This window comes from Streptomyces sp. NPDC058279 (assembly GCF_042881255.1).
Classification (GTDB): domain Bacteria; phylum Actinomycetota; class Actinomycetes; order Streptomycetales; family Streptomycetaceae; genus Streptomyces.
Genome location: NZ_JBHVYA010000004.1, coordinates 245,839 through 259,141 on the forward strand (window position 1 = coordinate 245,839; position 13,303 = coordinate 259,141).

8 protein-coding genes, 1 tRNA gene and 2 pseudogenes are annotated in these 13,303 nt (G+C 69.0%); all 11 read right to left on the bottom strand.

Annotated features, from left to right (window positions below; all coding sequences use genetic code 11):
* Positions 1 to 91 precede the first annotated feature (91 nt).
* Positions 92 to 226: a DLW-39 family protein gene (locus ACFVXJ_RS10900; protein ID WP_208809277.1), complete on the bottom strand. Its 135-nt coding sequence runs from the start codon at positions 224 to 226 to the stop codon at positions 92 to 94.
* 198 nt (positions 227 to 424) lie between these two features.
* Positions 425 to 498: transfer RNA gene (locus tag ACFVXJ_RS10905), tRNA-Ile, on the bottom strand.
* Positions 499 to 591: 93 nt separating this feature from the next.
* Entirely contained in the window at positions 592 to 1,224 is a 633-nt protein-coding gene (locus tag ACFVXJ_RS10910; RefSeq protein WP_389661408.1) for a DUF3566 domain-containing protein, read from the bottom strand.
* A gap of 3 nt (positions 1,225 to 1,227) precedes the next feature.
* Positions 1,228 to 3,849 (bottom strand): DNA gyrase subunit A, encoded by a 2,622-nt coding sequence (gyrA, locus tag ACFVXJ_RS10915; protein ID WP_389661410.1) that lies wholly within the window; start codon positions 3,847 to 3,849, stop codon positions 1,228 to 1,230.
* 40 nt (positions 3,850 to 3,889) lie between these two features.
* Positions 3,890 to 5,950, bottom strand: a complete 2,061-nt coding sequence (gene gyrB / locus ACFVXJ_RS10920; protein ID WP_361312839.1) for a DNA topoisomerase (ATP-hydrolyzing) subunit B — start codon at positions 5,948 to 5,950, stop codon at positions 3,890 to 3,892.
* A 501-nt stretch (positions 5,951 to 6,451) separates the two neighbouring features.
* Complete coding sequence (locus ACFVXJ_RS10925; RefSeq protein ID WP_389661413.1) at positions 6,452 to 6,979, bottom strand: DUF721 domain-containing protein; 528 nt, start codon at positions 6,977 to 6,979, stop codon at positions 6,452 to 6,454.
* A complete protein-coding gene (gene recF, locus ACFVXJ_RS10930; RefSeq protein ID WP_389661415.1) occupies positions 6,976 to 8,112 on the bottom strand; it encodes a DNA replication/repair protein RecF in 1,137 nt (378 codons plus the stop codon). The genes ACFVXJ_RS10925 and recF overlap by 4 nt, the downstream gene beginning before the upstream one ends.
* A 96-nt stretch (positions 8,113 to 8,208) precedes the next feature.
* The gene (gene gnd / locus ACFVXJ_RS10935) at positions 8,209 to 9,084 is read right to left on the bottom strand and encodes a phosphogluconate dehydrogenase (NAD(+)-dependent, decarboxylating) (RefSeq protein ID WP_136210316.1); all 876 of its coding nucleotides are present in this window, start codon (positions 9,082 to 9,084) and stop codon (positions 8,209 to 8,211) included.
* 168 nt (positions 9,085 to 9,252) lie between these two features.
* Positions 9,253 to 10,383, bottom strand: a complete 1,131-nt coding sequence (gene dnaN / locus ACFVXJ_RS10940; protein ID WP_136210318.1) for a DNA polymerase III subunit beta — start codon at positions 10,381 to 10,383, stop codon at positions 9,253 to 9,255.
* Positions 10,384 to 11,328: 945 nt separating this feature from the next.
* Positions 11,329 to 12,504: pseudogene (dnaA, locus tag ACFVXJ_RS10945) on the bottom strand (chromosomal replication initiator protein DnaA); the annotation flags it as partial.
* A gap of 107 nt (positions 12,505 to 12,611) precedes the next feature.
* Positions 12,612 to 13,119: pseudogene (gene dnaA / locus ACFVXJ_RS10950) on the bottom strand (chromosomal replication initiator protein DnaA); the annotation flags it as partial.
* Between the last annotated feature and the right edge of the window lie 184 nt (positions 13,120 to 13,303).

Genomic DNA, 13,303 nt, shown 5'->3' on the forward strand with positions numbered 1-13,303 from the left:
CCCGAACTTTGCGTACCGCAACTTTTCCCCCCGGAACAGCACAAAGCCCCGGCAGCAGCGGCAGCCGGGGCCTTATGGGAAACGGTGGGTCTCACACGCCGGAACCAGAAGGCACGGAGTCGGTTGCCTCCGTCCACAGGTCCTGCTCGGCGCGGTCCGCCTGGATCTGGCGGTACACGAGGAGCCCGCCGATGGCGGCCAGTGCGACCAGGAGCAGCTTCTTCACCGCGCGACCTCGTCTTTCGTTGACGTTGGGTACTTCTGACGGCCAACAATACACACCGACCGATACCGATCGGTTATCTGAGGTCCCTCCTCCGGCGTCACCCGACCGGCCCAACGAGGAGGCCCCCGGCGCACCCGAAGCCCCGGCCGCACAACGCGAAGACCCCCGACCGTGATCGGTCGGGGGTCTTCCACACTGTGGGGCTAACAGGATTTGAACCTGTGGCCTCATCCTTATCAGGGATGCGCTCTAACCAACTGAGCTATAGCCCCATCCGCGCTGCGCGCTGACTCCTGAAGGTTAGCGCACAGACCCGGCAGGTCCCAAATCCGTTCCGCAGGGGCGTCCCCGCAGGTCAGTCAGGCTCACTCGTCCTCGGCGAGCGTGAGCTCCACACCGCCCACGAACCCGGCGGAGACGTTGTAGATGAACGCGCCCAGCGTCGCGAGCGCCGTCGCGAGCACCACGTCGATCACCGCGATCACCGAAGTGAAGATCAGTACGCGCGGCAGCGACAGGAACGACTGGAGGTCGAAGCCGTTGCTCTCGTTGGACCCGGTCGCCTCGCTGATCGTGCCGCCGACGGTCGAGAAGACGCCCATCGCGTCCATGACCATCCACAGCACCACGGCCGCCACGACCGTGCAGATGCCCAGCGCGATCGACAGCAGGAAGCTGACCTTCATCACCGACCAGGGGTCGGCCTTCGCCACCCGCAGCCGCGCCTTGCGCGTGCGGGGCGCCGTACGGACCCCCGGGCGCGCCGTCCGCTGCGCGCCCGGACCGGTGGGCGCCGTGTACGCCGCCGGCGGCTTGTACGGCTGCGCGCCCGGATCCTGGCCCGCGCCGCCCTTCGGCTTGGGCTTCGGCCCTCGGGTGTCCGTCACCGTGCTCCCCCTGCCCTTCGCGGCGGCGCCTCCGCCTTCCGAGTCCGCGGCGGGGCCACGGGCACCGTTCGCTCCAGTCTTGGCCGGTCCGGCGCCCGTGGCTCCACTCACGACTTACTCCTCGTGCTCCCCAGCCGAAGGCTGCGTGCCCTCGGCGGCCTCAACGGCCTGTCCTTCGGCTTCCTCGGTCACCGACGGGTTCTCGTCGTCGACCTCGTCGGCATCCTGACCGGCCTCGGCGTTGCGCGCGATACCCACCACGGCGTCCCGCTTGCCCAGGTTGATCAGCTGGACGCCCATGGTGTCACGGCCGGTCTCCCGGACTTCATTGACGCGCGTACGAATCACACCACCGCTGAGCGTGATCGCGAGAATCTCGTCCGTTTCGTCGACCACCAGCGCGCCGACGAGCGAACCGCGGTCCTCCACGATCTTCGCCGCCTTGATGCCCAGACCACCACGGCCCTGGACGCGGTACTCGTCCACCGGCGTCCGCTTGGCGTAGCCGCCGTCGGTCGCGGTGAAGACGAAGGTACCCGGCCGGACCACGCTCATGGAGAGCAGTTCGTCGCCTCCGCGGAAGCTCATGCCCTTCACACCGGAGGTGGCACGGCCCATCGGACGCAGCGCCTCGTCGGTCGCGGTGAAGCGGATCGACTGCGCCTTCTTGCTGATGAGCAGCAGGTCGTCCTCGGCGGACACCAACTCGGCCCCGATCAGCTCGTCGGCGGTACCGTCGCCGCCGTCGGCGCCCGTCTCACGGAGGTTGATGGCGATGACACCACCCGAACGGGGGGAGTCGTAGTCCTTGAGCGCCGTCTTCTTCACCAGGCCGCCCTTGGTGGCCAGGATCAGGTACGGCGCCGCCTCGTAGTCGCGGATCGCGAGGATCTGGGCGATCTTCTCGTCCGGCTGGAAGGCCAGCAGGTTCGCGACGTGCTGACCGCGCGCGTCGCGACCGGCGTCCGGGAGCTCGTACGCCTTGGACCGGTAGACCCGGCCCTTGTTGGTGAAGAACAGCAGCCAGTGGTGCGTGGTGGACACGAAGAAGTGGTCGACCAGGTCGTCCTGCTTCAGCTTCGTGCCGCGCACGCCCTTGCCGCCGCGCTTCTGCGAGCGGTAGTCCTCGGTCTTGGTGCGCTTGACGTAACCGCCGTGCGTGATCGTGACGACGATGTCCTCTTCGGCGATCAGGTCCTCGATGGACATGTCACCGTCGAAGGGCACCAGCTTGGAGCGCCGGTCGTCGCCGAACTTCTCGACGATGGCCGCCAGTTCCTCGCTGACGATGGAGCGCTGACGCGACTCGGAGGCGAGGATCGCGTTGTACTCGTTGATCTTCGCCTGGAGCTCGTCGTGCTCGGCGACGATCTTCTGCCGCTCCAGCGCGGCGAGGCGGCGCAGCTGCATCTCCAGGATCGCGTTCGCCTGGATCTCGTCGATCTCCAGCAGGCCCATCAGGCCCTCGCGCGCGATCTCGACCGTGTTGCTGCGCCGGATCAGCGCGATGACCTCGTCGATCGCGTCCAGCGCCTTGAGCAGACCGCGCAGGATGTGCGCGCGCTCCTCCGCCTTGCGCAGGCGGAAACGGGTGCGCCGGACGATGACCTCGATCTGGTGCTGCACCCAGTGGCGGATGAACGCGTCGATCGACAGGGTGCGCGGCACCCCGTCCACCAGCGCCAGCATGTTCGCGCCGAAGTTCGTCTGGAGGTCGGTGTGCTTGTACAGGTTGTTCAGCACGACCTTGGCGACCGCGTCCCGCTTGAGGACGATGACCAGACGCTGGCCGGTCCGCGAGGAGGTCTCGTCGCGGACGTCGGCGATACCGCCGACCTTTCCGTCCTTGACCAGGTCGGCGATCTTCTGCGCGAGGTTGTCGGGGTTGGTCTGGTACGGGAGTTCGGTGACCACCAGGCACTGGCGGTTCTGGATCTCCTCGACCTCGACCACCGCGCGCATCGTGATGGAGCCGCGACCGGTCCGGTACGCCTCCTCGATGCCCTTGCGGCCCACGACGAGGGCGCCGGACGGGAAGTCGGGGCCCTTGATCCGCTCGATGAGAGCGTCCTGGAGCTCCTCGTGCGAGGCGTCCGGGTGTTCCAGCGCCCACTGGGCGCCGGCCGCGACCTCGCGCAGGTTGTGCGGCGGGATGTTGGTCGCCATGCCGACCGCGATCCCGGCGCTGCCGTTGACCAGCAGGTTCGGGAAGCGGGCCGGGAGGACCGTCGGCTCCTGGTTGCGGCCGTCGTAGTTGTCCGTGAAGTCGACGGTCTCCTCGTCGATGTCCCGGAGCATCTCCATGGCCTGCGGCATCAGCTTGCACTCGGTGTAGCGCATGGCCGCGGCCGGGTCGTTGCCCGGCGAGCCGAAGTTGCCGTTGCTGTCCACCAGCGGCATCCGCATCGACCACGGTTGGGCCAGGCGGACCAGGGCGTCGTAGATCGAGGAGTCGCCGTGCGGGTGGTAGGTGCCCATGACGTCGCCGACGACGCGGGCGCACTTGTAGAAGCCCTTCTCGGGCCGGTAGCCGCCGTCGTACATCGCGTACAGCACGCGACGGTGGACGGGCTTGAGTCCGTCCCGTACGTCGGGCAGGGCGCGGGAGACGATGACGGACATCGCGTAGTCGAGGTAGGAGCGCTGCATCTCCGTCTCGAGCCCGACGGGCTCGATGCGCAGCTGCTGGTCTTCCTCTTCGGTGTTCTCGGCGGTCGGGGTGGTTTCGTCGGCCATTGCTGGTCAGAAGTCCTTTCAGGCAGTCAGCTGAGCCGACTCAGATGTCGAGGAAGCGGACGTCCTTGGCGTTGCGCTGGATGAAGGAGCGTCGGGCTTCGACGTCCTCACCCATCAGCACCGAGAACAGGTCGTCGGCCTGCGCGGCGTCGTCCAGGGTGACCTGGCCGAGCACGCGGTGGTCCACGTCCATGGTGGTGACGCGCAGTTCCTCGGCGTTCATCTCGCCCAGACCCTTGAAGCGCTGGATGGAGTCTTCCTTGATCCGCTTGCCCTGCCCCTTGCCGTGCTCGACCAGGGCGTCGCGCTCGCGGTCCGAGTAGGCGTACTCGAAGTCGTCCCGACCCCACTTGATCTTGTACAGCGGGGGACGCGACAGGTAGACGTGCCCGGCCTCGACCAGCGGACGCATGAAGCGGAAGAGGAAGGTCAGCAGCAGGGTGTTGATGTGCTGGCCGTCGACGTCGGCGTCCGCCATCAGGATGATCTTGTGATAGCGGAGCTTCTCGATGTCGAAGTCCTCGTGCACACCGGTTCCGAAGGCACTGATCAGCGCCTGGACCTCGGTGTTCTGGAGGATCTTGTCGATACGGGCCTTCTCGACGTTCAGGATCTTGCCGCGGATCGGCAGGATGGCCTGGTACATCGGGTTGCGGCCGGACTTCGCGGAGCCGCCGGCCGAGTCGCCCTCGACGATGAAGATCTCGCACTTGGTCGGGTCGTTCGACTGGCAGTCGGACAGCTTGCCGGGCAGCGAGGCGCTCTCCAGCAGGCCCTTGCGACGGGTGAGGTCGCGGGCCTTGCGGGCCGCGACGCGGGCCGTGGCCGCCTGGATCGACTTGCGGATGATGTCCGCCGCCTCGACCGGGTTGCGGTCGAACCAGTCGTTCAGGTGCTCGTGGACGACCTTCTGGACGAAGGTCTTCGCCTCGGTGTTGCCCAGCTTGGTCTTCGTCTGGCCCTCGAACTGGGGCTCGCCCAGCTTGACCGAGATGATCGCCGTCAGACCCTCGCGGATGTCCTCGCCGGCGAGGTTGTCGTCCTTCTCGCGCAGCAGCTTCTTGTCGCGGGCGTAACGGTTGACCAGACCCGTCAGCGCGGCGCGGAAGCCCTCTTCGTGGGTACCGCCCTCGTGCGTGTGGATCGTGTTCGCGAAGGAGTAGACACCCTCGGTGTACTGCGAGTTCCACTGCATCGCGATCTCGACCGAGAGCATGCGCTCCTTGTCCTCGGCCTCGACGTCGATGACGGTCGGGTGGATCAGCTCGCCCTTGCGCGAGTTGAGGTACTTCACGAAGTCGACGATGCCGCCCTCGTAGTAGTACTTCACCGTGCGCGCCGTCGGCTCGGCCGCGTCCGCCTCCGGGTCGTCCGCGCCGACCGTCGCCTTGGCGGACTCGCGCTCGTCGGTCAGCGTCAGGGTCAGGCCCTTGTTGAGGAAGGCCATCTCCTGGAAGCGCCGTGAGAGCGTCTCGAAGGAGTACTCGGTCGTCTCGAAGATGTCCGGGTCGGCCCAGAAGGTGACCGACGTACCGTGCTGGTCGGTCTCCTCGTTCTTGGCGAGCGGGGCCGTCGGGGCGCCGAGCTTGTAGTCCTGGCTCCAGCGGAAGCCGTCCCGCTTGACCTCGACCGCGACCTTCGTCGACAGCGCGTTCACGACGGAGACGCCGACGCCGTGCAGACCGCCGGAGACGGCGTAGCCGCCGCCGCCGAACTTGCCGCCCGCGTGCAGGACCGTCAGCACGACCTCCAGCGCCGGCTTGCCCTCGGAGGGCACGATGTCGACGGGGATGCCGCGGCCGTTGTCGACCACGCGCACGCCGCCGTCGGCGAGGATCGTGACGTCGATGGTGTCCGCGTGCCCGGCCAGGGCCTCGTCGACGGAGTTGTCGACGACCTCGTAGACGAGGTGGTGCAGGCCACGCTCACCGGTCGAGCCGATGTACATGCCGGGCCGCTTGCGGACCGCGTCCAGACCTTCGAGGACCTGGATGTTGCTGCCGGTGTAAGAGGACTCACCGGCCTCGCCGCCGGCGGTGGACTCGTTCTTCTCGTTGGGGTTGCCGGAATCGGCCACGAAGCGCCCTTTCTGGCACAGCACAGGCCGTACTCCGGGCCAGCAGGCATGCAAGCAGGAGCGGCTGCGTCGATCTGCGTTGTCAGCGTTTGTCAGCGGATCCCGCAAGCGGGCGGGATTCGCTTCAGTCTACCGGTACCACGGACATGAATGGGGGTTTGCCGGTACCTGAGTCCGCATGTGCCGCCCTGAACCTCCTCTCTCCGACTCCCCATATCCGGGGAGGGGCCCAAAGAGGCTCACACGGGCATTGAGCGCTTCGGCCTGTCAACCTCTCACTACCGTGAGGGACACCACCCGCGGCGGCGCACCGGGGCGGGGCCGCGACCCGGCCGAAACCGTCCCGTCGCCGGCCCGTGATCAACATGCCGCAGGGCGGGCGCGACGCACCGCTCAGCGGGCGTGCGGGAGCGCGTCCGGGAGGGGACGGGAGGGGCGAGGAGGGTTTCCGGCGCGGTTCCGGAAGGGTCCGGAGGGATCGGGGGGACTTCGGGGACTTCGGGGGGATCCGGAGGTCCGGGGGAGTCAGCCGTACGTATCGCCCGGGCCGGTGCCGCCCGGCACCCGCCACGGCCCGTACTGCTTCGGCCGGCCGCCGGGGCCGTGCACCTTGATCATCTGTACGGTGCCCTGCCCCAGCTCCGCGTTCAGCCGGGCGACCAGCTGCGGCGCCAGCAGTTTCAGCTGCGCCGCCCACGCCGAGGAATCGCACCGGACCACCAGCTCGCGGTCCTCGTAGCGCTCGGGCACGCAGTGCGTGGCGATCTCCGGGCCGACGATCTCGGGCCAGCGCTCCATCACGCCGGCCACCGCCATCGGCATCTCCCAGCCGTGCTCCGTCCGCAGCCGGGCCAGCGCCGCCATCAGCGGCATCGGGTCCCGGCCGTCGGCGCGTGCGCCGGACCGCAGCCCCGGCTGCCGGTGCTTCTTGCCCGGCGCCGCGTTGCCCCGCGCCCGGGCCTGCTCACGCGCCGCCGCCAACGCCTGTCGTGCCAGGTCCACCCCGGACAGCGGCGGGGCCTTGCGCTCCGGGTGCTCGTCTCGATCGCTCACAGCAGGGTCACCTCACCGCCGGACACCCCGAACCGCACCCCCGCCAACACGTCCGGAACGTCATCGTCCACAGCCGCCGTCACCAGCACCTGCTCTCCCGGGGCCACCAGCTCCGCCAGCCGTTCCCGGCGCCGCGCGTCCAGTTCCGCGAACACGTCGTCCAGGATCAGCACCGGCTCGTCGCCCTCCGCGCGCAGCAGCTCGTACGAGGCCAGCCGCAGCGCGAGCGCGTACGACCAGGACTCGCCGTGGCTCGCGTACCCCTTGGCCGGCAGCTCGCCGAGCCGCAGCAGCACGTCGTCGCGGTGCGGGCCCACCAGCGTCACGCCCCGCTCGATCTCCTGCTTGCGGACCTCCGCCAGGGCCGCCAGCAGCACCTCGTACAGCGCCTCCCGGGTGCGCGCCGCTCCGCTGTCCACGGCCTCGCCCGCCGAGGACCGGTACGCCAGCCCCAGCGGGCCACCGCCCGGCGCGAGTTGCTCGTACGCCTTGTCCGCCAGCGGCAGCAGGGTCGCGATCAGGTCCAGCCGCTGCGCCAGCAGCTCCGCGCCCGCCCGCGCGAGGTGTTGGTCCCATACGTCGAGGGTCGAGAGGTCCATGGAACGTCCGCCGTGCCGGCGGGCCATCGCCGCCGACTTCAGCAGGGTGTTGCGCTGCTTGAGGACCCGCTCGTAGTCCGAGCGGACCGCGGCCATCCGCGGTGAGCGGGCCGTGACGAGCTCGTCCAGGAAGCGGCGCCGCTCACCCGGGTCGCCCTTCACCAGCGCCAGGTCCTCCGGCGCGAACAGCACCGTACGGACGATGCCCAGCACGTCGCGCGGTCTGACCTGCGAGGACCGGTTGATCCGGGCGCGGTTCGCACGCCCGGGGTTCAGCTCCAGCTCGATGAGCTGCCGGCGTTCGCCCTGCGCCACGGCCGCGCGGATGATCGCCCGGTCGGCGCCCATCCGCACCAGCGGGGCGTCCGAGGAGACCCGGTGGCTGCCCAGCGTCGCAAGGTAGCCGATCGCCTCGACGAGGTTGGTCTTGCCCTGGCCGTTGGGGCCCACGAACGCGGTGACGCCCGGACCGAGGGGAACCTCGGCCCGGGCGTACGAGCGGAAGTCGGCCAGTGAGAGATGCGAGACGTGCATTCGGCGCCGACCTCCCCCGGCTTCCTGCTGCTTGCTGTGGTGCTGGTGTGTTGCTGCGGTGCTGTCTTGCGGGGTGCCTGTGGCGCCGTGTGCGGGTTACTTCTTCTCGACCGCGTGGCCGCCGAACTGGTTGCGCAGCGCGGCGATCATCTTCATCTGCGGGGAGTCGTCCTGGCGGGACGCGAACCGGGCGAACAGCGAGGCGGTGATGGCGGGCAGCGGAACGGCGTTGTCGATCGCCGCCTCGACCGTCCAGCGGCCCTCGCCCGAGTCCTGCGCGAAGCCGCGCAGCTTCTCCAGGTGCTCGTCCTCGTCCAGCGCGTTCACGGCGAGGTCCAGCAGCCAGGAACGGATGACCGTGCCCTCCTGCCAGGACCGGAACACCTCGCGGACGTCGGTGACCGAGTCGACCTTCTCCAGCAGCTCCCAGCCCTCGGCGTACGCCTGCATCATGGCGTACTCGATGCCGTTGTGGACCATCTTCGCGAAGTGGCCGGCGCCCACCTTGCCCGCGTGCACGGCGCCGAACTCGCCCTCCGGCTTGAGGGCGTCGAAGATCGGCTGCACGGCGGCGACGTGCTCCTTCTCACCGCCGTACATCAGCGCATAGCCGTTCTCCAGGCCCCACACGCCGCCCGAGACACCGCAGTCGACGAAGCCGATGCCCTTGGCGGCCAGCTCCTCGGCGTGCTTCTCGTCATCGGTCCAGCGCGAGTTGCCGCCGTCGACGACGATGTCGCCGGGCGAGAGCAACTCGCCCAACTCGTCGACGGTGGACTGCGTCGCCGCACCGGCCGGGACCATCACCCACACCACGCGGGGGGCCTGCAGGCCGTCCACAAGTTCCCGCAGGCTGTGGACATCCGCGAGGTCCGGGTTGCGGTCGTATCCGATGACGGTGTGGCCTGCGCGGCGGATGCGCTCGCGCATGTTGCCGCCCATCTTGCCGAGACCGATGAGACCAAGCTCCATCAGGTGCTTCCTTAAGCGTTGTGGCCGTCTGTGCCGGGCTCCCCGGGATCCGGGGCCGTCCCCGGATCCGAGCCTACGCCGGGCCGTCGGGCGGTACCCCACCCAACGTGCCGGGTACGCCGTCGGGCCCGGTCCGCGCGCTCGCGAGACCGGGCCCGACGGGACGGCTCAGCCGGACAGGCGCACCGGCATGATCAGGTACTTGTAGGCCTCGTCCGCCTCGGCGTCCACCGCGGGACGGCCGCTGAGCAGTGCGGGCTTGGTGGAGGTGGTGAAGCTCAGCTGGGCGGCGGGCGAGTCGATCGCGCTGAGGCCGTCGAGCAGGAACGTGGGGTTGAAGGCGATCGAGATGTCGTCGCCCTCCAGCTTCGCGTCGACGCGTTCCACAGCCTGTGCATCGTCGCTGGAGCCGGCTTCCAGGATCAGCACGCCCTGCTCGAAGCTCAGGCGGACCGGGGTGTTGCGCTCGGCGACGAGGGCCACGCGCTTGACGGCCTCGACGAACGGGGCGGTCTCGATCACGGCGATGGAGTTGAACTCCGTCGGGAAGAGCGTGCGGTACTTGGGCAGGTCGCCTTCGAGCAGGCGGGTCGTGGTGCGGCGGCCCGCGCCCTCGAAGCCGATGAGGCCCTCGCCCGCGCCGGAGCCGGAGAGCGCGAGGGTGACGGTGTCACCGCTGGTCAGGGACTTGGCGGTGTCCAGGAGCGTCTTCGCGGGGACCAGGGCCACGGCGGAGGCGTCGGGGTTCTCCGGCTTCCACAGGAACTCGCGGACCGCGAAGCGGTAGCGGTCGGTGGAGGCGAGGGTGACCCGGTCGCCCTCGATCTCGATGCGGACGCCGGTCAGCACGGGCAGGGTGTCGTCACGGCCGGCGGCGATGGCGACCTGGGCGGCGGCGGACGCGAAGACCTCGCCGGGAACGGTGCCGGTCGCGGTCGGCATCTGCGGCAGCGCCGGGTACTCCTCCACAGGCAGGGTGTGGAGGGTGAAGCGGGAGGAGCCGCAGACCACGGTCGCCCGTACACCGTCTGTGGAAATCTCCACCGGGCGGTTGGGGAGGGCGCGGCAGATGTCGGCGAGGAGCCGGCCGGAGACGAGGACCGTGCCGTCCTCCTCGACATCGGCCTCGACGGAGACGCGGGCCGAGACCTCGTAGTCGAAGCCGGAGAGGGACAGCGTGCCGTCCTCGGCCTTGAGCAGCAGGCCCGCGAGCACGGGCACCGGCGGCCGGGCCGGGAGGCTGCGGGCAGCCCAGGCCACCGCCTCCGCGAGTACGTCGCGCTCCACCCGGATCTTCACCGGAACCGCCTCCTGCTGTTGCTCGCTCGTCTGCCGGCTTTCGTCGTCGGCTCCCGGCCCGGGTTCTCGACGGACCGAGGCCGCGGTGCCGGGAACCAGTCTGACGTACGGCGCCGACAGTCGGTGCTGCCGGCGGTCAAGTCGGGAGCACGGCGTCGGGGCGGCCGGACGACGAGTTGTGCACAGGACCTGCTTGAAAACCGAATCCGGCCTAAATCTCTATGGGGGTAGTAGTAGGGCCTGTGGAAACGGTGGATAAGCCCGTCTTCGCAGGTCAGCCCCGGTTTTTTATCCCCACACCCTGTGGGCGGCACCGGTGGACAACACGGTGTCTCTGTGGAGAACGAAAAGTTCTGCACAGGCCGTCCCCAGACGACCCCCACTACTCCACAGGTGTGTCCCCAGCTTTTCCCCAGTACTCCACAGACCAAACATCGGTCTGCGTGTGACGGCTTTCACTCGGGGCGGTGATGGAGGTGTCCGGGTTGCCGAACAGTGGACAACGGTGTGGAGAAGTCAGCGCATCCTGTGCACAGGATGCGGGAACCTGTGAGTGGGCGGTGGACAGAGCGGTGGACGGCCCTGTGGACGATTTTTCTGTCCACAGGCTGTGGACAGCAGTTGTGCACAATTCCACAGGCGCCTGAACTGGCCTGATGACCTCTCACCCGGCACACCTGTGGACAGATTGTGGGCGACCGAACCCTTCCCCAGGGTGTGGACGGAAGAAAGTGGCCCAATCTGTGGATGAGTTGGCCCGCAGGGGGCGTATTCGAACAGAGCAACAGCGCGCGCACGAAGAAGGGCGCCCCCGGTTCGAGCCGGAAGCGCCCCTGTAGACGAGCGTGGGAGGGCCGTGAGAGGGCGTGGCAGGGTGTGCCAAGGCGTGCCGAGGCCCCGAAGTGCCTTCCTCGGGGCGGCCACACACGGGCCCGGAAGCCCGGCTCAGCCGTTCTTGATGCGGTTGGTGAGTTCCGTGACCTGGTTGTAGATCGAGCGCCGTTCCGCCATCAGGGCCCGGATCTTGCGGTCCGCGTGCATGACGGTGGTGTGGTCCCGGCCGCCGAACTGGGCCCCGATCTTCGGCAGGGAGAGGTCCGTGAGCTCCCGGCACAGGTACATGGCGATCTGCCGGGCCGTGACCAGGACGCGGCTGCGCGAGGAGCCGCACAGGTCGTCCACGGTGAGACCGAAGTAGTCGGCGGTGGCGGCCATGATGTCCGAGGCGGTGATCTCCGGCGCGCTGTCCTCGCCGCCGGGGATCAGGTTCTTCAGCACGTCCTCCGTCAGACCGAGGTCCACCGGCTGCCGGTTGAGGCTCGCGAACGCCGTGACGCGGATCAGCGCCCCCTCCAACTCGCGGATGTTGCGCGAGATGCGGGAGGCGATGAACTCCAGTACCTCCGGCGGGGCGTTGAGCTGCTCCTGGACCGCCTTCTTGCGCAGGATCGCGATCCTGGTCTCCAACTCGGGCGGCTGGACGTCGGTGATCAGACCCCACTCGAAGCGGTTGCGGAGCCGGTCCTCCAGGGTGACGAGCTGCTTGGGCGGCCGGTCGGAGGACAGCACGATCTGCTTGTTGGCGTTGTGGAGGGTGTTGAAGGTGTGGAAGAACTCCTCCTGCGTCGACTCCTTGCTCGCCAGGAACTGGATGTCGTCGACGAGCAGGATGTCCATCTCGCGGTAACGCTTGCGGAACGCGTCGCCCTTGCCGTCGCGGATCGAGTTGATGAACTCGTTGGTGAACTCCTCGGAGCTCACGTACCGCACCCGGGTGCCCGGGTAGAGGCTGCGCGCGTAATGCCCGATGGCGTGCAGCAGGTGCGTCTTGCCGAGGCCCGACTCCCCGTAGATGAAGAGGGGGTTGTACGCCTTGGCCGGTGCCTCGGCGACGGCCACCGCGGCGGCGTGTGCGAAGCGGTTCGAGGCACCGATGACGAAGGTGTCGAAGAGGTACTTGGGGTTCAGCCGGGCGGTCGGCTCCAGCGGGCCCGAGGTCGAGCCGCCGGACGGGGCCGGGGGCGCGGGGCGGTGGGGGGCCGGCCGCGGGGCGGGCTGGTCGTACTGCTGCTGCTCGTATTGGTGCTGCTGGTGTTGCTGCTTCTCGTACGGGGACTGCTCGTACTGCTGCTGGTCGAAGGAGCCCTGCTCGTAGGAACCCTTCTCGTAACCGCCCGGCTCCGACTGCTGGAGGTAGCCGGGCTGCGGGGAGGCGTAGGGGTCCCGCTCCGGGAAACCGCCGAGACGCTGCTGCTGCCAGCCGTAGTCGTCCTGCTGGCCGCCGCGGGGCCAGGAGCCGGGCTCGGGACGCTGTTGCTGGTAGTCCGGGTAGGCGGGGCGCGCCGTGGGCAGCCGTTCGTCGTCGGCGCCGCCGGGCCCGGTGTGCCCGCCGGGCCGCTGGCCGCCGTAGGGCTCGTAGGACTCGCGCTGCTGCCCGGAGGGCGCCGGCGGCGTCGGCTCACCCGCGGAGTCGTCCACGGTGATCGCGATCCGGATGGGCCGGCCGCACTCGCGGCTGAGCGCGTCGCTGATCAGCGGGGCGAGCCGGCCCTCCAGGACGCGCTTGCCCCATTCATTGGGGACGGCGAGCAGAGCGGTGTCCGCGACGAGGGCCAGGGGCTGGCAGCGCTCGACCCATTGCTTGTCCTTGGGCTCGATGCCCGGCTGCCCCTCCCCCAGGAGTACGTCGAGCACGCGTGGCCACACTGCGGCAAGATCGGCAGGTACGTCAGCCACAGAGCACGCTCTCTCACAGGTCCCGGTTCCACGAATGTGTGGTTCTTTGGGACGGTCGGGACAAAAAATCCGGGATCAGACAACGGTAGTCAGGCCGGTGGGTACGGTTCAAGTCGTTGTCCACAGCCTGTGCACAGTGTGCGGCAGCGAGAGCTCGGTTTGACCGGATGGCGTAGCCGCGCGT